The 21143-nt window shown below is 41.2% G+C and carries 20 protein-coding genes; 13 read left to right on the top strand and 7 right to left on the bottom strand.

All coding sequences use genetic code 11. The features are described from left to right. The first annotated feature begins 4 nt into the window (after positions 1-4). Both EHS15_RS14685 and EHS15_RS14680 read left to right on the top strand, forming a co-directional pair. Positions 5-1447 carry an ammonium transporter gene (locus EHS15_RS14685; RefSeq protein WP_135761302.1) on the top strand — a complete coding sequence of 481 codons (1443 nt, stop codon included), beginning with the start codon at positions 5-7 and terminating at the stop codon, positions 1445-1447. A gap of 39 nt (positions 1448-1486) precedes the next feature. Beyond that, positions 1487-2131 (top strand): LIC11874 family lipoprotein, encoded by a 645-nt coding sequence (locus tag EHS15_RS14680; RefSeq protein WP_135761301.1) that lies wholly within the window; start codon positions 1487-1489, stop codon positions 2129-2131. 18 nt (positions 2132-2149) lie between these two features. On the opposite strand, the gene EHS15_RS14675 is transcribed toward EHS15_RS14680, so the two are convergent. Further along, entirely contained in the window at positions 2150-2899 is a 750-nt protein-coding gene (locus tag EHS15_RS14675) for a menaquinone biosynthetic enzyme MqnA/MqnD family protein (RefSeq protein WP_135761300.1), read from the bottom strand. 69 nt (positions 2900-2968) lie between these two features. Here EHS15_RS14675 and EHS15_RS14670 point away from each other — a divergent pair, with 69 nt between their 5' ends. Beyond that, the gene (locus tag EHS15_RS14670) at positions 2969-3826 is read left to right on the top strand and encodes a CheR family methyltransferase (RefSeq protein WP_135761299.1); all 858 of its coding nucleotides are present in this window, start codon (positions 2969-2971) and stop codon (positions 3824-3826) included. Positions 3827-3848: 22 nt separating this feature from the next. On the opposite strand, the gene EHS15_RS14665 is transcribed toward EHS15_RS14670, so the two are convergent. Beyond that, positions 3849-4361 carry an HIT family protein gene (locus EHS15_RS14665; RefSeq protein ID WP_135761298.1) on the bottom strand — a complete coding sequence of 171 codons (513 nt, stop codon included), beginning with the start codon at positions 4359-4361 and terminating at the stop codon, positions 3849-3851. Between the two features lie 73 nt (positions 4362-4434). Here EHS15_RS14665 and rsmH point away from each other — a divergent pair, with 73 nt between their 5' ends. The 7 genes from rsmH to murC are packed head-to-tail and all read left to right on the top strand — an operon-like array spanning position 4435 to position 12057. Beyond that, the gene (gene rsmH, locus EHS15_RS14660) at positions 4435-5349 is read left to right on the top strand and encodes a 16S rRNA (cytosine(1402)-N(4))-methyltransferase RsmH (protein WP_135761297.1); all 915 of its coding nucleotides are present in this window, start codon (positions 4435-4437) and stop codon (positions 5347-5349) included. A gap of 16 nt (positions 5350-5365) precedes the next feature. Further along, a complete protein-coding gene (locus tag EHS15_RS14655; protein ID WP_135761296.1) occupies positions 5366-5725 on the top strand; it encodes a hypothetical protein in 360 nt (119 codons plus the stop codon). Then, positions 5722-7248 (top strand): UDP-N-acetylmuramoyl-L-alanyl-D-glutamate--2,6-diaminopimelate ligase, encoded by a 1527-nt coding sequence (locus EHS15_RS14650; protein ID WP_135761295.1) that lies wholly within the window; start codon positions 5722-5724, stop codon positions 7246-7248. Before EHS15_RS14655 ends, EHS15_RS14650 begins: the two co-directional genes overlap by 4 nt. Before the next feature lie 12 nt (positions 7249-7260). Beyond that, entirely contained in the window at positions 7261-8373 is a 1113-nt protein-coding gene (gene mraY, locus EHS15_RS14645) for a phospho-N-acetylmuramoyl-pentapeptide-transferase (RefSeq protein WP_135761294.1), read from the top strand. Between the two features lie 4 nt (positions 8374-8377). Beyond that, positions 8378-9520: an FtsW/RodA/SpoVE family cell cycle protein gene (locus tag EHS15_RS14640; RefSeq protein WP_135761293.1), complete on the top strand. Its 1143-nt coding sequence runs from the start codon at positions 8378-8380 to the stop codon at positions 9518-9520. After that, positions 9517-10602 carry a UDP-N-acetylglucosamine--N-acetylmuramyl-(pentapeptide) pyrophosphoryl-undecaprenol N-acetylglucosamine transferase gene (locus EHS15_RS14635; RefSeq protein WP_135761292.1) on the top strand — a complete coding sequence of 362 codons (1086 nt, stop codon included), beginning with the start codon at positions 9517-9519 and terminating at the stop codon, positions 10600-10602. The genes EHS15_RS14640 and EHS15_RS14635 overlap by 4 nt, the downstream gene beginning before the upstream one ends. 6 nt (positions 10603-10608) lie before the next feature. Then, entirely contained in the window at positions 10609-12057 is a 1449-nt protein-coding gene (murC, locus tag EHS15_RS14630; RefSeq protein ID WP_135761291.1) for a UDP-N-acetylmuramate--L-alanine ligase, read from the top strand. On the opposite strand, the gene EHS15_RS14625 is transcribed toward murC, so the two are convergent. From EHS15_RS14625 to EHS15_RS14615, 3 genes are read right to left on the bottom strand one after another with little or no spacing between them, the layout of a single operon-like run. Beyond that, on the bottom strand, positions 12054-13169 hold the full coding sequence (locus EHS15_RS14625) for a 5-(carboxyamino)imidazole ribonucleotide synthase (RefSeq protein ID WP_246052174.1): 1116 nt from the start codon (positions 13167-13169) through the stop codon (positions 12054-12056). The genes murC and EHS15_RS14625 overlap by 4 nt on opposite strands. Before the next feature lie 14 nt (positions 13170-13183). Next, entirely contained in the window at positions 13184-13684 is a 501-nt protein-coding gene (purE, locus tag EHS15_RS14620; protein ID WP_425460647.1) for a 5-(carboxyamino)imidazole ribonucleotide mutase, read from the bottom strand. A gap of 30 nt (positions 13685-13714) precedes the next feature. Next, positions 13715-15100 carry a UDP-N-acetylmuramoyl-tripeptide--D-alanyl-D-alanine ligase gene (locus EHS15_RS14615; protein WP_135761290.1) on the bottom strand — a complete coding sequence of 462 codons (1386 nt, stop codon included), beginning with the start codon at positions 15098-15100 and terminating at the stop codon, positions 13715-13717. Positions 15101-15152: 52 nt separating this feature from the next. Here EHS15_RS14615 and EHS15_RS14610 point away from each other — a divergent pair, with 52 nt between their 5' ends. Genes EHS15_RS14610 through EHS15_RS14600 form a run of 3 tightly spaced genes read left to right on the top strand, consistent with a single transcriptional unit; the run spans position 15153 to position 18455 of the window. Next, entirely contained in the window at positions 15153-16223 is a 1071-nt protein-coding gene (locus EHS15_RS14610; protein WP_135761289.1) for a Gfo/Idh/MocA family protein, read from the top strand. Beyond that, the gene (locus EHS15_RS14605) at positions 16223-17875 is read left to right on the top strand and encodes an ABC1 kinase family protein (RefSeq protein WP_135761288.1); all 1653 of its coding nucleotides are present in this window, start codon (positions 16223-16225) and stop codon (positions 17873-17875) included. The genes EHS15_RS14610 and EHS15_RS14605 overlap by 1 nt, the downstream gene beginning before the upstream one ends. 19 nt (positions 17876-17894) lie before the next feature. Further along, entirely contained in the window at positions 17895-18455 is a 561-nt protein-coding gene (locus EHS15_RS14600) for a lipoprotein signal peptidase (protein WP_135761499.1), read from the top strand. A 17-nt stretch (positions 18456-18472) separates the two neighbouring features. On the opposite strand, the gene EHS15_RS14595 is transcribed toward EHS15_RS14600, so the two are convergent. After that, positions 18473-19174, bottom strand: a complete 702-nt coding sequence (locus tag EHS15_RS14595) for a carbon-nitrogen hydrolase family protein (protein WP_135761287.1) — start codon at positions 19172-19174, stop codon at positions 18473-18475. Next, positions 19174-21102: a hypothetical protein gene (locus EHS15_RS14590; RefSeq protein ID WP_135761286.1), complete on the bottom strand. Its 1929-nt coding sequence runs from the start codon at positions 21100-21102 to the stop codon at positions 19174-19176. Before EHS15_RS14590 ends, EHS15_RS14595 begins: the two co-directional genes overlap by 1 nt. Between the last annotated feature and the right edge of the window lie 41 nt (positions 21103-21143).

The raw sequence follows: 21143 nt of genomic DNA, 5'->3' as shown, positions 1-21143 counted from the left end.
GAGAATGAGAAATAAACTCGTTACATTTCTGTTATGCGGTGCTGTTTGTGTTTCTACGGGAATTTTTGCGGAATCCGCTTCCAAAGAAACCAAATCAGTGAGTGTGGAAAGTTTACTGGAAAAAATAGATAGTTTGGAAGCGAAAGTCGCACAAACCCAAGCTGCTGCGGAAACCACCAAACAAGAAACCAATTGGGTTTGGACCTGTCTTGCAGCCTTCTTGGTATTTTTTATGCAGGCAGGCTTCGCTTATGTAGAAGCGGGATTCACTCGTGCCAAGAACGCTGTGAACATTTTGATGAAAAACTTCTCCGATTTAACGGTGGGTGCAATCGCATATTGGCTTATCGGTTTTTCTTTTATGTTCGGTCCTCATCTCATTGCCGGTTTGGGGATCGGAATGCCAGCGATTGCGGATTCTCTTCTGAACGATTCGGATGGAAAAATGGATCCAGGCAATTATACTTTTTTTATGTTTCAAATCGTATTTGCTGCCACAGCTGCGACGATCGTGTCGGGAGCAATGGCGGAAAGAACCAAATTCGGAGCTTACCTAATATTCTCTTTTGCCATCACAGCTTTGATTTATCCTTTTTTCGGATCTCTTGCTTGGGCAGGGCTTTTGGGTAAATCGACAGGCTTTTTGGAATCCTTAAATATAGGCGGATCAGAAGGAGTGGAAGGAGCCAACTTCTTAGATTTTGCAGGTTCTACAGTAGTACACAGTGTGGGTGCTTGGGCGGGACTTGCAGGTGCTATTTTAGTAGGCCCTAGACTGGGAAAATTCCAATCGGACGGAAGAGTATATCCAATCTTAGGTCATAATATGTCTATGGCGGCTTTGGGTGTGTTCATTCTTTGGTTCGGCTGGTTCGGATTTAACCCTGGTTCTACGACCTCCATCGAAGGAGGAGCCTTCGCTTCTATTGCGGTAGTCACTCATATGGCTGCATGTGCGGGTGCAATCAGTGCTATGGTTCTTACTTGGATTCTATTTAAAAAGCCGGAGATCGGCCTTACTCTCAACGGGGGACTGGCCGGGCTTGTTGCCATCACTGCTCCTTGCGATAACGTAAGCATTACGGGAGCCATCTGTATCGGGTTAGTCGCAGGTATTTTGGTGGTTTTGGCGGTTTTGTTTTTCGATAAAATCAAAATTGATGATCCTGTCGGAGCGGTTTCCGTTCATGGGGTTTGCGGGGCTTGGGGAACTCTTTCCGTAGGTCTTTTCAATCTGGATACAGGACTTTTTTACGGTGGTGGATTCAACCAGTTGATTGCGCAATCCATTGGAGTAGGAATTGCGTTTATTTGGGCCTTCGGAACCAGCTTTTTGGTATTCCTTGCCATTAAATACACAATAGGACTGAGAGTTTCCGAAGAGGAAGAACTCTTAGGATTGGATATTTTAGAACATGGAAACGAGGCATACCCCGTTTCCAAATAATTCCTTGACCAGGGCTTCCCGACGAGGGAAGCCTAATTTGTGAGAAGGTTTCTATCATTCCCCTTTCTGTTATTATTCTGCATCGGCTGTTTTGAGTATGAAGAAACCATTCTGTTTCGTAAGGCAAATTCCGGAACGGTAGAACTGGCTTACATTGTTCCCTTAAAAAAAGATTCCACGGAATCTCTTATCAAATTCCTCCCTACAGATAGAGTTACCATCGAAAACAAAATCAAATCCAAATCGAATGTGATTTTGGTATTGAAAGACTTTACTTTTCGAGAGTTGGAAAAAACCGAAATTTTCGATCCTTTTTTCAAAAGAAAGGGAAAGGTAACTTATAAAATCGATTTCGAAGATCCTTCCCATTTGGAAGGAATTTTATTGGGAAATTTCGCTGCCAAATCGAAAGGGAAATCCATTTCCGTCAAAAGAGAATTTCCCAACCTAACAGATGCCATCATTCAAGAATCGAGTGTAGGTGAAAAAAAGATCATCACGGAAACTTCCCGTCTTCTCAAAGAAGGAAAAATCCAATTCAGGGTTTTGTTTCCTAAAGATTCGGAATGCACTTCTACAAGAGGATTTATCGGTTTGGGAAATGTTTTGTATACATTCCCTTTGCAAGATACTCTTGAAAACCCGGAAACAAAATCCTGGGAATATAAAATCCGCTTCTTCTAAGTTCTTAATTTTCGATTTTTAATCCAAAATTCCGATCGTTCTGCAGATCCGAATGTATTCCCGAAACCCTTCTAAGTTCTTTTCCTCCGGAAAATAATGAAGTTCTTTCTTTAAATAACGGTCTACGATCGCAGTGGGAAGGCGGGTTTCGTTTTGGATGATCTCTGGCAGGTGGTTCAATCCGAATTTCAAAGCTTCGATAAAGAAAGCATCCTGGATTTGTTTTCCTTTAGGAAACGCCCAGAAGGCAAAACAAAAATATTTCCCGGTTAGCTGGTTCCACCATGTGGCCAGATCGAAAATTTCGTAATCGGGAGGAGCCGTATGCAAAAGCGCATGATCTCCGAAAAGCAGATGGGATTTTTTTGTCTCTTCCATCATTTGGCTGATTTCCACCGCCTTTGTGGGGATTACATTAGGAACTCTCCCATGTGCCAGATAGAACAAACATTGCAAAAGAGCCACACTGGCTCTGGAGCCGCTGTCCGTGCGCACCTCGAAAGGAGGAGTTTTTTCCGTCTTATTCTGAAAGTAAAGAACGGAACGAACCAAATCCTTCGCGCAAACTCCCACAGATTGGGAGTAATCCAAGGTTTTGGAATTTCTTTCACATTCTATGGAAGAAATCAAAGCGCAGTCCAATTTTCCTTGTTTGAGTTCTTCCACAAGGACACTTGGATTTTCCGAAAATACTTCGAACCCCGGTTCCTTTTCGAAAAAGTAGGTAAGGGGGCGAGCGTTTAGATGTTTTACGATTCCTATTTTCATAATCCTGACAGGCTCTAAAAAACAGCTTGTCAGAGGCTAGTCAACTTGTCGAATGATTGAGAGGCGAACTTGGACTTTAGAACAGTTTTAAATACGATTGGCGATCCTGAGTTCGAGTACATCAAGGATTTGATCTATAAACAGGCGGGCATTTTTTTAGCGCCTCATAAAAAAATCATGGTGCAGTCCAGGCTGAATGTTCGTCTCCGAACATTGAACATTCCTTCTTACGAAGAGTATGTGAGCCGATTAAAAAAAGATCCTAAGTTTGCCAGCGAAGAGATGCAGGAACTCATCAATCGCATTACAACAAACAAAACCGATTTTTTCCGAGAAAACCACCACTTCGAATTTTTAAAAAATAATTATTTCCCGCATATGGAAGAGGAAGCAAAATCTTCCGGCAACAAAACGCTTCGCATTTGGTGTTCTGCCGCATCCACAGGTGAAGAACCTTATTCCATTGCGATCACTGTTTACGAATACTTTCAAAACAAACCCGGTTGGAATGTGAAAATCTATGCATCGGACATAGACACTCAGGTTCTTTCCACCGCCAAAACAGGAATTTATAAATCGGACAGATTGGATCCTGTAAGTGCGGAAATGAAAGCAAAACATTTCACAAAACAAGTCAAAGGCGATCAAATCTATTATGAAGCAAAAGCTCATTTGAAAAATTTGATCGAGTTCAAACAAATCAATTTACTCCATCATCCTTTCCCGATCAAAGAGAAAGTGGATTTGGTTTTTTGCAGAAATGTTGTGATTTACTTCGACAAACCTACGCAAAAAACTCTATTCGCTCAATTCGACGATTTATTGAAGCCTTTCGGATTTTTGGTTTTAGGTCACTCCGAAACCATGTTCGGAATCTCCGACAGGTTCAAGTTTTTGGGGCACACTGTTTATCAGAAGAAAAACTGAATAAAGGCGCCGAAGCGAGTTCTTACTCGAACTCGTTCCAAAGTTTTTTCAAATCTTCCAACATTTTATAAGGTTCGTAAATAACGACTCTGGTATTTGCGAACACATCCAAAAACCCCGCCTCATTGGGAAATCTAGGTACGATGTGTTCGTGGATATGCGGGATAGATCCTCCGCTGTTTTTCCCTAAATTATAGCCTAAATTAAATCCTTGCACTCTCCAATGAGATTCCAAAATTCTCATCGTCTTTTGTGTTAGGCGGTGAATATCGGATGCTTCCTCTTCCGTAAGTTCCAGATAAGTGGTGATATGCCTTTTGGGGAAAATGATGATATGGCCGGGATTATAAGGAAATAAATTTACAGATACGATGGAAAGATCTGTGGATGCGATGGTTAGATTCGGAACGATCTCCAGTTTGTCTCTCACTCCGCAAAGAATGCAATCGACTGCGGGTCTGTCTCCCTTGGCATAACCCAGTTTCCCCACACTGAAAAGATTCTTTCTGTGGGAATGCTCTTCGTAAGAACTCATAGATACTTTCCATCTGGGTCGATCATTAAAGGATTGCAAGGATTTTGAAAGAATCCGAAAAAGAAAGTCAGACGTGACCCTTTCTCCTCATATTCCCGTACTTCCCCAGGAAGTTCTCTCTCTTCTTTCCCAAACGACTTCGTCTTCCCCCGGCTGGTTTTTAGATGGAACCGCAGGAGAAGGAGGCCATTCCCGGTTGATTTTGGAACAATTCCCCCAGGCCAAACTCATTTTGGTAGACCGTGACTCAGTCATGCTGGCAAGAGCTCTCCAGAATCTGGAATCCCATAGATCCAGAGTTTTCCCTTTCCAGATGAACTTTTCCGAAATCGATAGATCCATTTTAGAAGAAGCGGGATGTCCAGGTCTGGATGGTGTTTTGGTAGATCTGGGAGTTTCCTTATTTCATTTTCTGCATTCGGGAAGAGGATTCACCTTCAAGCAGGAAGAACCTCTCGATATGAGATTAGAACCTCAGTTCGGAAATAAAACGGCAGCGGATGTAGTGAATTACAGCAGCGTGATCCAGCTCAAAAAAATCTTCTGGGACTACGGAGAGGAAAGATGGGCGCTAAAAATCGCAAATAACATCGTACAAGTGCGTCATAAGAATAAATTCGAAACCAATCTTGATTTGGCCAAATTAGTGGAAGCTTCCATCCCTCGTAAGTTTTGGCCGAAAGAGGCTCATCCCGCTACAAGAATCTTCCAAGCACTCAGGATCGAAGTAAACCAAGAATTGGAACATGCAGACAAAGGAATTCGTTCTTTGGCATCCTTGCTTCTTCCGGGAGGAGTGATTGCATGCATCTCCTTTCATTCTTTGGAAGATAGAATCGTGAAGTGGGCATTTCGAGATTTGCAGGCAAATGAAGATTTCAGCATATTAACGAAAAAGCCGATCCTTCCTACAGATGAAGAAATTCGTTCCAATCGCGCTTCCAGATCCGCGAAGCTGAGAGGACTTTCTAAAATTCTTCCGATATAAATAGTAAGGTCTAGTGATGAAGTTCTCCTTTTCAATTCCTGCAAAAAATCTGCCTCAGTTTTTTTTGGAATTCATCACTCCTTTGCAACCGATTCTATTCCTATTTCCTCTTTATGTTCTTTTTTACTTTTTGGTTTGGCAGGGAATCGAAACCGCAAAATGGAAAAGAATGATCCATCAGAAAAATGCGGAAAAAGAAGATCTAGTTCGTAAAAACGACGAGTTAAAAATCGGAATTGTCTCCTATACCTCTGCAGAAAGAATAGAAGCATTGTATCGCAAAACATATCAATACCTTCCTATCAGTTTGGGAAATCGAACCGTAACCATTGAGCTGCCTCCCGTGCCGACACCGCCAAACAAGGATTCAAATTGAAAATAGCAGAACTGATTAAAAAAGTCCCCGAGTTGAAAGTAAGAAAAGGAGACGCCTTTACGGATGTGGAATACATTTGGGCCGATTCCAGAAAACTTTCTTCGAACGATATTTTCGTTCTTCCGGAAGGACAGACAGAAAAACTGACATCGTTTTTGGAAGAAGCAAAGAATCGAGGAGTGAAAACGGTTTTCGGCTCTGCTTCTCAATTGAAAACGAAAGGAATCGAAGAATTTCCCAATGTTCTGGAGTCGGAAGGATATGTAGGAGACATTCACGGCAAAATCGCATCGATTCTCGCAGGAAGTCCCAGCAAACGTTTGAAGGTAGTGGGAATTACAGGAACCAACGGAAAAACTTCTCTCACTTTTATCCTATTTCATATCGCAACTCGTTTGGGAAAAAAATGCGGACTTATAGGAACCGTTCATATCCGAATTCTAAATGAGATCCGTGACACCGGTTATACGACACCGGATGCTTCTTCTTTGAATTTGATCTTGAAAGAGATGGAAGAAAGAGGTGTGGAGTATGTATTTATAGAGATGAGTTCCCACGGTTTGAAATTGGGCAGAACCTCAGGAATGGAATTGCAAGGGGCTGCGTTTACAAACCTAACACAAGACCATTTGGACTTTCATCCTGATATGGAAGATTATCTTTCCAGCAAATACAAAATTTTCCAACTTTTGGAATCTTCCTCTTTGAAAAACAAGTTCGGAATCGTTGCTTCCGATTCTCCCGGCGGAGAAGCACTTGTCGAAAAAATCATGGAAGCAAAACTTTCTTCTCCCGTTTATCTTATGGGGAAAGCTGGAGAATTCAATTTCACTCATGTCAAACTTTCCTTAACAGGAAGCGAGTTCAGGCTTCATAAAAAGGAAAAAAATCTTCCCTTTATTGAAGTTAGGCGAGTAAAAACGAACCTTCTGGGAAACTTCAACGTATTTAATGTCAGTTTGGCGGCTTTTATTTCCTTCGAGTTGGGATTTCCTTGGGAATCCATCCTGGAAGCCATCGAAAACATTCCTACAGTCCCCGGAAGATTCCAAGTAATCCCTTCCGGAGACAAAACAAGAATCGCAGTCATAGACTATGCACACACTCCGGATGCACTGGATAATATTCTAAGAAGCTGTGTGGAGATTCGTCCCAAACAGTTGATTTGTATTTTCGGATGCGGGGGAGACAGGGACAGAACCAAACGTCCCCTTATGGCCAAACTTGCGGAAGAACATTCCGACTATGTAATCATCACTTCCGACAATCCCAGGACGGAAGACCCTGGTTCTATCATTGACCAGATAGAAGCGGGGTTTTCCAGAGGATTCAAAAGATACGAAACCATTTTGGACAGAAGAGAGGCGATTCAAAGAGGAATCGAGCTTCTGGAAAAAGACGGGATTCTGGTCGTGGCAGGAAAAGGCCATGAAACTTATCAAATCATCGGAAAGGAAAAAACCCATTTCGTAGATTATGAAGAAGTAGAGAAAGCTTTTCAAAAAATAGAATCGGACCGATAGAGAATAGTAACTATGTTTCATTGGATTTATGAGACCTTTGGCAATGATTTGGGATTCCTGAGAATCTTTCACTACGTGACCTTACGCGCTATGATGGCGGGTTTGACTGCGATGTTTTTTACCTTCCTCTATGGTAAATCCATGATCGGATTTCTACAATCCTTGAAATTCAAGGAATCCGTGCGAAACGACGGTCCTGAGTCCCATGCTGCAAAATCGGGAACTCCTACGATGGGCGGACTGATGATGATCGTCTCCCTCACAATCTCCACCTTGCTTTGGGGAAATCTGACCAATCCAAATATACTTCTACTTCTTGGTTCCGCAATCGCCTTCTGTATGTTAGGATTTAGCGACGATTACATGAAGTCCGTGAAAAAGATCAAAGGAGGGATGAGAGCAAGAACCAAATTTTTAGTTACCATCCTCATCGCAGTCACGGTCACTTATATCTTCTATTATATCTCAGGAAGACCAAACACAGTCGCAAGCAAAGGGATTTTGTTCGAGATCACCGACTTATTCCTTCCTTTTTTCAAAGGTCCTGTTCTCACATTGGGAGTGTTAGCTGTTCCTTTTGCGATCATCGTCCTGATCGGCAGTTCTCACGCTGTCAATTTGACGGATGGTTTGGACGGACTTGCTTCCGGAACGGTCGTTATTGCCACTGCGACCATGGCACTTCTTGCCTATGTTTCAGGAACTCCTGTCGCGGCAAATTATTTGAACATCCCTTATCTTCCCGGAGCGCACGAATATTCCGTCTTTCTAGCAGGACTATCCGGAGCCTTACTGGGATTTTTATGGTTCAACTGTCATCCTGCACAAGTATTTATGGGAGACACTGGTTCCTTGTTTTTGGGTTCCACTTTGGGACTAACTGCAATTATGCTAAAAAAAGAGATACTTCTTGTGATTTTGGGAGGTATCTTCGTTGCGGAAGCCCTCAGCGTAATGTTGCAAGTAGGTTCTTTTAAATTAAGAGGAAAAAGAATTTTCAAGATGGCGCCTCTGCATCACCACTTCGAACTTTTGGGATGGTCCGAAGAAAAAGTGGTGATTCGATTTTGGATCATAGGGATCATACTTGCGATCATTTCCCTTTCCACCTTGAAGATCCAGTAACCTTATGTTCAGGTCTATTTCGGAAGTTTTTGCAATCGGCAAAAGACGGTTTGACCTGCCGCTGTTATTCTCACTGTTTTTTCTTTTCGGATTCGGAATCATTGTTATGTTCAGTGCTTCCGTAATTCCTGCGGAAAGGGAATTTGCGGATCCTTATTACTATCTCAACAAACAGTTGCTATGGGGTGGAGCTGGGATTTTTTTATTTCTGGTTTTTGCGCAGATTCCTTATCCTTGGCTCGTTAAGTTTTCCTTTCCGTTTTGCCTTCTCAGTGTTTTTCTTTTGGTTTCCGTATTTATTCCAGGATTGGGAAAATCGGTCAGTACATCTTATGGAAGAAGTTTCAACAGATGGATTCAAATAGGAGGATTTCAAATCCAACCCTCCGAATTCAGTAAAATCAGCCTTTTGCTTTTTCTTTCCCTGTTCTTTCAAACCTTTGATCCCAAAAAAATCAAATGGGATCGAAAAAACTTAGTCTCCGTTTTTACGATTCTTCTGATATTGTTTTTAATCATCATTGAACCTGCGTTTGGTACTACCGTAGAGATTCTAGTAGTCATTTTCTTTTTTGTGATCATGGCGGGTTTTCCCTTCAAAAGAATTTTGATCCTTGCCGTTTCCATTCTTCCGTTGCTTCTCATTTTGGTCACACAGGTAGGATATAGAAAAAAGAGATTGGATATTTGGCTCGATCCATACAAATACAGGTTTGACGAAGGGCATCAATTGGTAACATCGTTTCGCGCATTTTTCGACGGAGCCAGTTTCGGAAAACCGATCGGGTCGGGGTATTCCCATCGTTATCTGGCATACAGCCATACCGATTTTGTTCTGGCAGCCTTCGTAGAAGATTTCGGATTTTTAGGTTTTTTAATTTTCTTCTTTATGGTTCTTTTTCTTTTGCATAGAACCTTTCAGTTGGTTGTCAAAGTGAAAGATAAGTTGGGATTTTATCTGGGCACTGGAATTTTACTTCTACTTGCCATTCAAATTCTGATCAATCTGTACGTAGTGACCGGTCTCGTTCCTGTAACCGGAATATCACTTCCTTTTCTAAGTTATGGTGGGTCTTCTCTGATCACTGTCTTTATACTTATGGGAATCCTTGCCAATATAACCAGAAAGGAGAATTTGGCCTTATGAAGGAATCGATCGTAATCGCCGCAGGCGGGACCGGAGGGCATATCTCTCCCGGAGTCGCATTGGCGGAAGTTCTAACGGAGAAGAAAGAAGTTTTTTCCGTTTCCGAAGTCTATATACATTCCTTACTTCGAAACAAAGACAATCCGGATCTCCAGTCTCCTCCTTGCGAAGTGATTTGGCATAATTCCCCTCAATTCAGGGGAATGCGCGCATTGATTTATCCTTTTTTATTTTTACTTCAATTTACCAAGACATGCATTGCTTTCCAAAAAAGAAAAGTAACAGCTGTTATTGGAATGGGAGGTTATTCCAGTCTTCCTGCCATTCTATATGCGATCCTTTTTAGGAAAAAATTATTTCTATGCGAACAAAACTGCGTTCCGGGTAAAATCACAAGATACTTCCAAAGATTTGCAGTAAAGTTAGCTCTTAGTTTTCCTACTAGAGATCCGATTTCTTCCAAAATTCCTTACAAAGTCATCGGAAACCCGATTCGAAAAAAAATCATCCCTCAGACGATGGGAATCCGCCAGAATGAAAATCTTCATGAAGGCAGAAAAAACATAGTCAATGTACTTGTATTAGGTGGCTCTCAGGGAGCAAGACAACTCAATAATATGATTTTGAAAACGACTGAAAATCCGGACGTGTTTCAAAAATTCAGATTTCGGGTTTTAACGGGAACTTCTCTTTACGATGAAACTTTGAGTAAATCAAAAGGAAGCACGGAAATCATATCTTATGCGAACGATATGAAGCCTAATTACGAATGGGCCAATCTTGTGGTCGCAAGATCCGGAGCAGGAGTGATTGCGGAATGTTTGGTTTTCGGACTTCCGATGGTTCTCATTCCTTATCCTTATGCTGCGGACAATCATCAAAAGGAAAATGCGGATTATATCGAAAAGGAAGGAGCGGCTCTCACCATCCATTCCACTTCGGACGATCCTAGTCTTCTTGTGAAATACCTTCTCACTTGGAAAACGAATCCGGACGAATTGAAAGAAATGGGTCACAATTCTCTTCGTCTCTCCAATGTGAATGCCGCATACCAAACCATATCTTATTTTTTTCCTCACTGAAGATCTATGCCTTTGATTGATTCTCTTCCCGGAGATAGGGTTTTATTTTTAGGAATCGGAGGAAGCGGGATGTCCAGTCTCGCCCATATTCTTTTGGATCTGGGTTTTGGCGTTTTAGGTTACGATAAAAAGTCTTCCGATATCACCGATTTTCTTTCCGAAAGAGGAGCTAAAATAAGAAACGATCTTTCCGGAATCGAAACGAAAGATTTTGATTTCATCGTCTACAGTTCCGCAGTGAATGATAAAAATCATTCCGTTTACAAAGAAGTGCAGGCTTTCGCCAAACCTATGTTTCATAGATCGGATGTACTTCATAGGGTTTTTGAAAGAGGTAAATCTATTTCTGTGGCGGGCTCTCACGGAAAAACTTCCACAACTGCAATGGTTTCTCAAATTTTGGAAACGGAAAAAAAAGATCCCACGATTATGATCGGAGGCGATACCGCCCTTTTAGGCAAAAGAGGGGGAAAGGCAGGGAAAGGAGAGTGGGGCGTTTATGAGTCGGACGAATCGGACGGAACCTTTCTCAAACATTCGGCAAACATCCGTATTGCGACAAACGTAGATAACGACCATCTGGATCATTACGGTGACAGGCAAAAATTAGAAGTCGCTTTTCAATCCTATCTTGGACCACTTCTTCCCGGACATGCAATCGTACAAGGGCAAGATCCTGGAATTCAATCCGTTCTGGCAAGAATCGCCACGGAACCCACTTTTTCTAAAAATTTTCATCTTTGGATTTTACTTCCTTCCTTCTGGGATGTTTCCGACTCCCTTTTGAAAGAACTAAAACTCAAATTAGGCGATAGACTTCACTTGATCCATTTTCAATTCGAGGAAGATCGATTGAATGTAAAAGTTTCAGAAGTTCGTTTTCAACTCAATCTGCCTTTCTCTGGAACACACTATTTGCTGAACGGACTTTGCGCTGCCACAGCTGCATTCATCGCAGGAATCGAATGGGAAAAATCGGCATCCATCCTTTCCGAATATGTAGGAGTCAAAAGAAGACAAGAAGTGTTAGGCGTAAAAGATGGAATCACTGTGATGGACGACTATGGACATCATCCTACGGAAATCAAAACAGTGATTGAATCGATTCAAAATTCCAAAAAAGGAAACGGGAAATTAGTCGTTTTATTCCAACCTCATAGATACACTAGAACAGACCTTTTGCAAAAAGAACTGGCAGAAGCACTTTCTTCAAGTGAAGTATTGTATTTGCTTCCTATTTATACTGCAGGAGAAAAGGAAATTCCAGGCGTATCCACTTCTACAATCGCCAAACATATCATAGCCTTAGAACCGAAAGTTCTTTCCGGAAATATAGAAGAGGATCTAACGTTGATTCGGAAGTCTATAGCGCATGGAGACATTCTATTGTGTTTGGGAGCAGGGAATGTTCGTTCTTGGGGAGAAGCGTTTTTAGAAGAAAAGAAAGCCGGTTAAATTTGAAAGAATCTAGGATCTAAATCCTTAAACTCTCCTTTAAAATTAAGATGCCCCATCTTTCTTCCTGCTCGGGGTTCTTCTTTCCCATACAAATGCAAGGAATAACGATCATCTTTGATCAATTGATAACATAGATCCAAAGAATGTCTATAATCGTTTCCTAATATGTTTTTCATCACTGCGGGCTTAGGAGAAAAAGAATTCGGTTTTCCTAGTCCGGAAACAGCATATAGATGAAGCAAAAATTGAGAACATGACTCCGCATTTTGGCTGAAATGACCGGAGTTATGCGGTCTAGGAGCAAATTCATTCAGGTAAATTTGATTCTCTCTGATGAAAAATTCCACTCCCATAATCCCTACATAATTCAGAGAGTCTGCTAGTGAAGACGCGATTTGAACCGCTTTTTCGGATAATGTCGGTTCAATGCGGGCAGGAAAAATGGAAACATCCAAAATGTGATTTTTATGAATGTTTTCAATCGTTCCGTAAGATAAAATGTTTCCGTCTTGAAAACGACAGAGAATCACACTGACTTCCAAATCGAAGGAAATGACTTCCTCGATTAAATATTCTTCCTTTCCCGTAGGAAAGGATTGGGATAAAAATGCCTGATAGTCGGATTCGTTTGTTACCTTAGTTTGCCCTTTTCCGTCATAACCGAATCGAAGTGTTTTTACGATCCAAGGAAAGGGGATAGATACTTTGTCATTTGCATTATCTTTTGTTAGATGGTGATTTTTAGGAGTGTTTAGTCCCAATTTAGAGAAATGGGATTTTTCTAAAAATCGATCCTGTGCGATTCGAAGAGAGTTGGGATTCGGAAAAATCTCCAATCCTTTCTTTTGGGAATAATCTTCCAAAAATAGAAGAGTGTCTCCCGGAATGTTTTCGAATTCGAAACTTAAAATGTCTATTTTCTCAAGAAATTTACCAAGTGAATCATAATCGGTATATTCTCCCACAAAATCGGTGACTCCCGCTTTTTTTGCAGGAGAAACCGGATCTGGAGAGTAACAATAAAAATCGAAACCGAGAGGGAGGGCCTCCAAAGCCATCATCTGTCCTAATTGTCCCGATCCGAGCACTCCTATTTTTTTGGATTTCACTGGAGATTCCGATTTTAAAGATTCAAATCTTTGTTTAAAGAGAGAGCTTCTTTCTTTTGTCTTTCTGCATAAGCGGAAAGTTTGTCTGTTAAAGAAGGATTGGATATGGATAAGATACGAATGGCAAGTAGAGCTGCGTTGGCGGCACCGCTGGTTCCTATAGCCAAAGTTCCAACGGGAACACCTTTCGGCATTTGAACGATGGAGAGTAGGCTGTCTTGTCCGGAAAGTGCTTTGGATTGTACGGGAACACCTAGCACAGGCAATGTGGTGAGTGCAGCTGTCATACCTGGAAGATGAGCTGCTCCACCTGCACCTGCAATGATCACCGAATAGCCGTTTGCATGAGCTGCTTTGGCGAAATCGTACATTAGATCGGGAGATCTATGTGCGGAAACGATTTCTTTATGGTAAGGAACGGAAAACTCCTCCAATAATTTACAAGCTTCCTTCATGGTTTCCCAATCGGAATGAGATCCCATAATTACGGCGACTTTTCCTTTGATTTCGGACATATTCCTATTTCTTTCCGTAGGCGGAAGGATTCAAGCCTTAAATTCGGAAAGGGATTTCACAAGATTTTCCATCTTCATGGAACGGGAACCCTTGCATAGAATGACGGATCCTTTCGGGATTCTATCTTGAACCCAACGAATCAAATTTTCTTCTTCTCCTTCGTCGAAAGAAACTCCCGCTTTTCGAGCCTTTACAATTTCGCGTGCATCTTTTCCATAAGTGACAAGAATCCCTTCCGGATGTTCCCATAAAAATTCTCCCACCTTTCTATGGTAGTGGGAAGAAAACTTTCCCAATTCTTTCATGGTTCCCAAGATCCAAACCAATTCTTTTCCTTTTGCAATTTGTACGCTTGCGTCTACGGAAGAAAGCATAGATTCAGGATTCGCATTATAAGTATCGTCGATTAAAGTGAAGTATCCTTTTCTGAGATTCAATCTTTTGTCGGGAGCTTTGAAAGAGGAAATTGCCTTGAGGATATGGGAAGTTTCCAGCTTTAGATATTCAGCAACTTCTATCATTCCCCTAACATTACTTAGAAGGGTTGTTCCTGGCAGTTTCCATTCCACTTTGTTTCCTAAGTAAGAAAGTAAAAAGCCGCTTTTTTTCGTTTCCAGAATCTTCAGTCGAGAGGATTGCGATTGTTTCCAAAAAACGAGCTTTCTTTTTTCTGCCTTCAATTTCTTTTCTATGATTTTTCTAAATTCCACATTCTCAGGTACAAATAAAACTCCTCCGTCAGAGAGACCCAAAGAAATATCCGCTTTTTCCAAAGCGATCTCTTCCGGTTTTTTCAAATATTCTATATGTGCCGATCCCACATTTGTGATAAGAGCGATCTGAGGAGTGGCGATTCTAGAAAGTCTTTCTATTTCCCCTCTGTGGTTCATTCCCATCTCGCAGATGACCACCCTTGTCTTTTCATTGATTCGGAACAAAGTGAACGGAACTCCGATCTCATTATTATAATTTTTTTCTGTAATGACTACTTCCGATTTTGGCAGGAATTGAAATAAATTGCCGAGCAGATCTTTGGTGGATGTCTTCCCGGAAGAACCAGTGACTGCGATTACTAGTGGAAAAAATCTATTTCTATGAAAACGAGCCAGTTTACCTAAAGCTTCCAATGTATGGGAAACTAAAATCGCCTTTGCTTTGTCTTTTTCGGATAATGTTCGTAATATGGGATGGTTTTTTTCACAAAGGAAAAAGGAAGCTCCTCTGGAAATCGCATCGGGAATGAATTCATGACCGTCTCTTTTGTCCTTTAAGGGAACAAAGAGGGAACCGGTTTTGCATTCCATAGAAGAAGTCGCAATGGTTCGGACAAAAGGATTTTCGGAAGATTCGAAACTCACATTCTGATTCAGTACTTTTTGAATGGTTGACAGAGAATAAGAAAAAGATGTTATCATATTACCCTTGACCATTATGAAAGGAAAGGGGGTATTTGGAAGAAAAACTTAAATGCGAAATCGCAAAATCAATACGATTCTCATCGGTTTAGGAAGGATCGCCACCCGCCTGGAAGCGGATCCCTTTCGAAACAAACCCTGCACTCATGCGGGCGTTTTGTTCTCTTCCTGGGGTAAATCCCGCTTTTCCTTCAATGCCGCCTTCGAGAAAGAAATTTCCAGAAGGGAAGAGTTTCAAAAACAATGGTCTTTGCCTTCCCGTATTTTCTTTTCCGAGAAAGATCTATCCGTTACTTCCCTTACTTCTTCCGAAAAACAACTGCTTGCTTCGCAAGATTTAGCGATCATCGCGACTCCCAGCTCTTCTCATTTTCCTTTGGCGAAGGAACTGATCTCCTTGGGCATTCCCCATCTTTTGATCGAAAAGCCTGTCTCTTTAGAGGCGAAAGAGGCAAAAATCCTCAAAAGACTTTCTGACAAAAAGGGAACAAAAATTTGGATCAATCACGAAAGAAGATACCATCCTCAATATCAATTCGTTCGAGACCATCTGCAAAGGAAACAATGGGGTGAGGTAAAATCGGTAAGAGCCTCAGTGTTCACTTCCGCCAAAAATCCGGGGCTTGCGTTTTCTAGTTTAGGAGGAGGGCCGCTTCTTCATGACGGAACCCATGCTCTGGATCTCATCCATTGGCTTTTCGGAAAACCTAAACTAAATTATGCGAAAGTCATCTTCCCCAAACTAGGAACCATCGAAGACCGTGCCACTGCTTGGTTCTCTTTACCTTCCGGAGGAGAAATTCTCTTGGATGTATCCGGAGGTAGGAAATACTTTCAGTTCGAATTGGACATTCTCACAGAAGAATACAGAGTCGTTCTTTCAAACGACGGGTTTCAATTTTTCCGAGCGCAACCATCTAAGTTGTATTCCGGTTTTCACAGCCTGGTTCCTATCCTGCCGAAACGGTTCCCTAAAAAGGAAAAATCGAACGCATTTTTGGGAATCTACAGGGAAATTTACGAAGTGATTTCCGGAAAAAAGAAAAGCCAAGAAGCCTATATAGGCGACAACATTGAAATATTAGAAAGCATAGAATCGATTTATCAGTTTAGGCGAAAATAATGACTCAGAGAAAAAACAAAGCCCGTTCCAGAACTATCTATTCCTTTGTAATTAAAACCTGGCTTCATTATTATCTGAAATCCAAATTACAAAAACCTTTTTTATCCTCGGAAAAATGGGAAGCGAACAAAAAGTCCTTTTTGCAGAATCGGGGAAACAAAGCGAAAGAGATTTTTTTCTCGTTAGGCGGAGTGTATATCAAGATAGGTCAGTTCGTCAGCAATTTGTTTCATATCCTGCCGGAAGAATTTTTATGGGAACTGCAAGACCTCCAAGATAAAGTTCCTCCCAGGGACTTTTCGGAGATCGAAGCCAGATGGGCCGCTAATTTTTCCACCCCTATGAGCGCATTATTTACGGATCTAAATTCAAATGCTCATGCAAGTGCCTCCACAGCACAAGTCCATACCGGTTACTATAACGGAAGAAAGGTTGCCATCAAAGTATTGTACTACGGGATCGAAGAGGAAGCGAGAGGCGACTTAAAAACAATCAAAAGAATTCTATGGATTGTGGATCGTTTTTTCATTAAAATTTCAGGCAAAGAAGTGGCAAGTCAGTTGGAAGAGATGATTCGTAAAGAACTGGATCTGAGAAACGAACTGCATTATCTGAAAAAAACAAGACAAAGCTTTCAAAACGAAAAGGATTTTTATTTCCCTGAGCCGATCGTTGAATTCTGTACAAAATCGATTTTAGTGACAGAGTTCGTAGAAGGGAAAAAAATTTATGACTTCCAGCCTGAAGAACTGGCGGGAAGAAAAAATCCATATCTGGAAAAACTCATCCGCGCCTATATGCTGATGATCTTCGAGTTTCGATTCTTTCATGCGGACCCTCATCCTGGAAATCTGATCTTTATGGAAACGGGACAATTGTGTTTTATCGATTTCGGTGCCGTCCAAGAAATCGGAGAAGAAGAATCCAGGCTTCTCGAAAAACTATTAATCGCTGCTATGCGAAAAGATTATCATGCAATGGCGGAATCTTTGATGGAGCTGGGGGCGGTAGGTGAGAATCTTAAAAAAGACGAACTTTGCCAAATCCTAAAATATTCCCTTTCCAAATTGAATCGAATCTTATCTTCCACAAAAAACTTTCGAAACCTGGGATTTGATACTCTTAAACCTGGGGAAGATCTGAAATTCTTAAAAGAAATACAAGTCAGCTTAAAACGTCTTTTTTCCTCTCTCAAACTTCCTCCTAATTTCCTTAGCCTGCATCGTGTTTTAGCACTTCTTTTGGGAAATTTTTCCTATCTGGATCCGGCCCGATCCCTCTTCGAATATGCGGAAAAACCGTTTTCTATGGTGGTTTTAAAAGGAGGTTCTCTCCGAAAAAGATGGAGGGAAGAAGGAGAGGAAATCATCGCCAGCACTTTGGCTCTTCCCAGGGAATTGAACGATTTTTTATATAAATTGAATCGAGGAGAATTCAAATTCGAATGGAAAGAGGAGGAATCGCTTTCTGTCAGAAGGTTTTTATTGAAAGAACAACTGACTTTTGGCACTCTCGGCTCTCTTTTTTTCTATTTCGGAATTTACTATGCCGAAAAATCCTGGAAAGAACCAAGTTTGCTCTTTTATATATTAGCAGGCCTTTCTTTTTGGGCTTTGGCGCGTTCCGCTTGGTCGTATCAAAATCGAAAATGATTCAAAGAGTGTATAGATGATTAAATTTCCAGAAAAACCTTTTTTCTCCGTCTACAAGCCGCATTATCTGGCTTTTGTTATGTTCGGCTTCTTAATCGATTTGGTAACGAAATACATCATCATCAAAAACATGCAGGCTTATGAAAGTATTCCGGTGATCGGTGATTTTTTCAGACTGTCTTTAACATTTAACACAGGTTTCGTATTCGGGATCCTGCAAGATAATTCTCTTCCTTCCTTATTTGCCACCGCTTTTGCTATTGTTTTTCTTTTCTTTTACAGATGGAACAACTCGGAACTAGGAAATCCTTGGGGCTGGAACTTGGTGATGGCGGGCGCCTTCGGAAATTTTCTGGATAAGTTTTTCGTTAAAATTCCCGGAGAAGGATTTCGTTTGGGATTTGCTGCAGATAAAACCAAACTAGAGTTTATCGGTGTGGTGGATTTCCTAGACTTTGAATGGCCCGATTTTCTATTGTTCGACAGATGGCCGGCTTTCAACGCTGCCGACTCATTCGTCTCAGTTGGTATTGTGATTTTACTTCTAACTATGAATTGGAAAGAAGAATTGAAGAAATAATGAAAAACGGGAAACGACTATAAAAAGAAGTTTCCCGTTACAGTTACGGACAATGTCTTCAACACATCCTTATCTTCTTCCACTTTTCCTACTTTCCAATTGATTCCGGAAGGCGATGCATACAAACTTCTCCCTTTCTGAGTTTCCGAAATTCCGCAGACCCGAATGATATGAGTTTTCGTTTCGCGGGATAATTTACCGAAGTATTCCAAATCTTCTTCGTAGGTTCTGGAATTTTTTTCAGAGGAAAGATGAAAGATCACTTCGATTCCTTCTCTTTTGAATTCATCCCAAATAGAGGATTGTTCAATATCTTCTCCGAGCAAAATTCCGAAACGTAAACCACCCATAATGAATATGGATTCCGTTTCTCCTTTTGAAACTTGTTTTTCAACAGGAGACTTTTTTTCGTAAAAGTCAACTAACACAAGTGATTGGACAATGGGGGATGCGGAAACCAACTTTTTTTCGTCGTTATAACGATAGTGGCTTCCTCCCATGATCACACCTTGATAAGATTCTGAAATTTCCAAAAGATGATCTTGGTATTGTTTTTCGTGAGATGTTGCATCCTCAGGAGAAGATGCTTGGAAAAAATGAGGAAACCCTTCCGGGAGAAGTAGAAAGTTCGCCTTTTGAGAGGCGATTTTAGTGATTTCTTCTTTCGAAAGGCGTTTGTGAAGGTTCTTTTGATAGATGGAAATTTTGATCGTAGGCATTAAAATGGATTTCCTTCAGGAAGGATATCGTCATCATCATGATCCACATGTTCTAAGTCTTCTAAATCCTCATTTCCTTCCGAAGAAACTTCCACAGAACTAGGCGCGCTTTTTTTCTCTTCCAATGCAGAGGTTTGCGGTTCTAGTCCGCTTTCTTCCACACTTATGTTTTCCCCACTTTCTACAGGAGCTTCCACTCCGAAAGATTCTTTCAATTGTTCCGGAGTGAGTTCCACAAGACCACCGTACAAATCGCCCGATTCCACTCGATCATGTAAGGCGAGAGTATAACAGTAAGCTTCCATAATACATTGTTTAATCGGCTTTTTGTTGAGCCTCTTGCGGGATTCCATCGCATCCAAAGTGATCAGATCGTTCATATTTCCCACGATCTCTTTTTTGGACTTCATATCCTTGATAAGTTCCAGAAGAATGTCTCTTGATTTAAGTGCGAAATCCTTAACTGCTAGTCGAACGGTTCTCGATTGACCGGTTCTTTTTTGTTCGATGGAAGTCAATTTTTTGGAAGCTTCGATGTAATTGGCTCCCGGATTTGCTTTATGTTTCTGCAATTCCTTCATTACATCCAGATAGATTTTAAACTGATCCGTTATGGTTCTTGTGGATTCGTAAATATCCAACATCTTCTGTCTGTAATCCACCTTCACTCCGTTCAACTGAACCGGCTTGAGATCGATTTTTTTGGTGGTCATTACGAAAGAATATTCATCGTCAAATTCCTTGAAATAAAACAAAGAAAGCATGGCCTTATCGGTATCCGGAATGAAATTATATTCGTTGCGAGGATCGAATTTCTTCCTGAGTTTAGGAATGGAATACATCTGCATCAAACGAAGTCCGTACGCTTCTTCTTTGGATAAGGAAACCGGCTCTTTTTCTTCGTTCTTTTTCTCTTCTTCGGCTTCCTTTTTTGCTTCCTCTGCCTTTGCTTTAGGATCTACACCGCCTGGAACATTTTCTCCCACTTTTCTTTGTCCTGGTCTATCCTCCGGTTTGATATCCAAAAGAGATTCCATATAACGGGAAATAAGCGGAATATTTTTGTTTTCCGCACGAATAACAACTAAGTAGAGTTTTTCGAAGAAGGTATCGAAGAGGGTATCGATTTCGCTCGTAATTTTTTTCTTCTTGGTCGCATAAATCAATGCAGGTTTGTTTTCTAGTTTTTGAAGTTCATCGTATGCCTGAAGAAATGATTTTTTCAGAGTTTCTTGGTAAGGATACAAAACGTACATTCTTTTGAATAAGGAATAAATTTGCGGTTTGATTCTTTCTATTCCCACGGGAGAATTCGGTGCGGCAAGAATCGGTTCCGTGATGTCGGTAATTTCTGGACCGTTGTAAAGTTTTTGAGTCATCGCGATGAGCTCAACTAACAACGGATTGATTTTATCCAGATTCGCGGAAAGCGTAGGGGAATGCGTAGGGTTTCCTAGAATTTCGTTTCCGCTATAATGACATTCAATTAATGCTTGTTTTGCTTTCGTGCTGAGCTCGTGCATGAAACCGGGATTCAAGTCACTGGATCCGAAAGGAGTCACTCGTCCCATCCAACATTTGAGTTTCACAGAAAAACGGGCCATAAAATTGGAGATTTCTTTTTCGTATTCCGCTTTCAAATCGACATTCGATTTAGAATCGGATCCGGCCTTGGAATCTCTTTCTCTGGAAGAGGATCCGGAACCTTGTCCTCTGGAACGGCCGTCATTCCCTCCGCCTCGTGAAACTGTGCTTTGGCGAATTTTCGGGTCGGGGCGATTCTTTTTACTTTCGTCCTCTTTAGGTTCCGGTTTTTCTTTTATCACTTCTCCGCCGGCGCTGACAAATTTATTAAACATGTCTTTCCGTGCGGAGTCGTCTAGTTTGCCGACGCCGATTGCGCGTTTGGTATTATCAAATTCAGCCATATTTTTATATTCGATCCGTTTACAAGTTTAGAGAATTCAAT

Source organism: Leptospira idonii, assembly GCF_004770995.1.
In the GTDB taxonomy this organism is placed as follows: Bacteria; Spirochaetota; Leptospiria; order Leptospirales; family Leptospiraceae; genus Leptospira_A; species Leptospira_A idonii.
The sequence above is the reverse complement of the archived record's forward strand: the minus strand, read 5'-3'. Positions and strand labels throughout refer to the sequence as shown.

Bases quoted from the DNA above. Each gene is read 5' to 3' on its own strand.
- EHS15_RS14605 (WP_135761288.1), top strand. From the start codon at position 16,223: ATGACTCAGAGAAAAAACAAAGCCCGTTCCAGAACTATCTATTCCTTT.
- EHS15_RS14615 (WP_135761290.1), bottom strand. From the start codon at position 15,100: ATGATAACATCTTTTTCTTATTCTCTGTCAACCATTCAAAAAGTACTG.
- EHS15_RS14655 (WP_135761296.1), top strand. From the start codon at position 5,366: ATGAAGTTCTCCTTTTCAATTCCTGCAAAAAATCTGCCTCAGTTTTTT.
- murC (WP_135761291.1), top strand. From the start codon at position 10,609: ATGCCTTTGATTGATTCTCTTCCCGGAGATAGGGTTTTATTTTTAGGA.
- purE (WP_425460647.1), bottom strand. From the start codon at position 13,684: ATGTCCGAAATCAAAGGAAAAGTCGCCGTAATTATGGGATCTCATTCC.
- EHS15_RS14675 (WP_135761300.1), bottom strand. From the start codon at position 2,899: ATGAAAATAGGAATCGTAAAACATCTAAACGCTCGCCCCCTTACCTAC.
- EHS15_RS14665 (WP_135761298.1), bottom strand. From the start codon at position 4,361: ATGAGTTCTTACGAAGAGCATTCCCACAGAAAGAATCTTTTCAGTGTG.
- mraY (WP_135761294.1), top strand. From the start codon at position 7,261: ATGTTTCATTGGATTTATGAGACCTTTGGCAATGATTTGGGATTCCTG.
- EHS15_RS14640 (WP_135761293.1), top strand. From the start codon at position 8,378: ATGTTCAGGTCTATTTCGGAAGTTTTTGCAATCGGCAAAAGACGGTTT.
- EHS15_RS14685 (WP_135761302.1), top strand. From the start codon at position 5: ATGAGAAATAAACTCGTTACATTTCTGTTATGCGGTGCTGTTTGTGTT.
- EHS15_RS14590 (WP_135761286.1), bottom strand. From the start codon at position 21,102: ATGGCTGAATTTGATAATACCAAACGCGCAATCGGCGTCGGCAAACTA.
- EHS15_RS14595 (WP_135761287.1), bottom strand. From the start codon at position 19,174: ATGCCTACGATCAAAATTTCCATCTATCAAAAGAACCTTCACAAACGC.
- EHS15_RS14635 (WP_135761292.1), top strand. From the start codon at position 9,517: ATGAAGGAATCGATCGTAATCGCCGCAGGCGGGACCGGAGGGCATATC.
- EHS15_RS14610 (WP_135761289.1), top strand. From the start codon at position 15,153: ATGCGAAATCGCAAAATCAATACGATTCTCATCGGTTTAGGAAGGATC.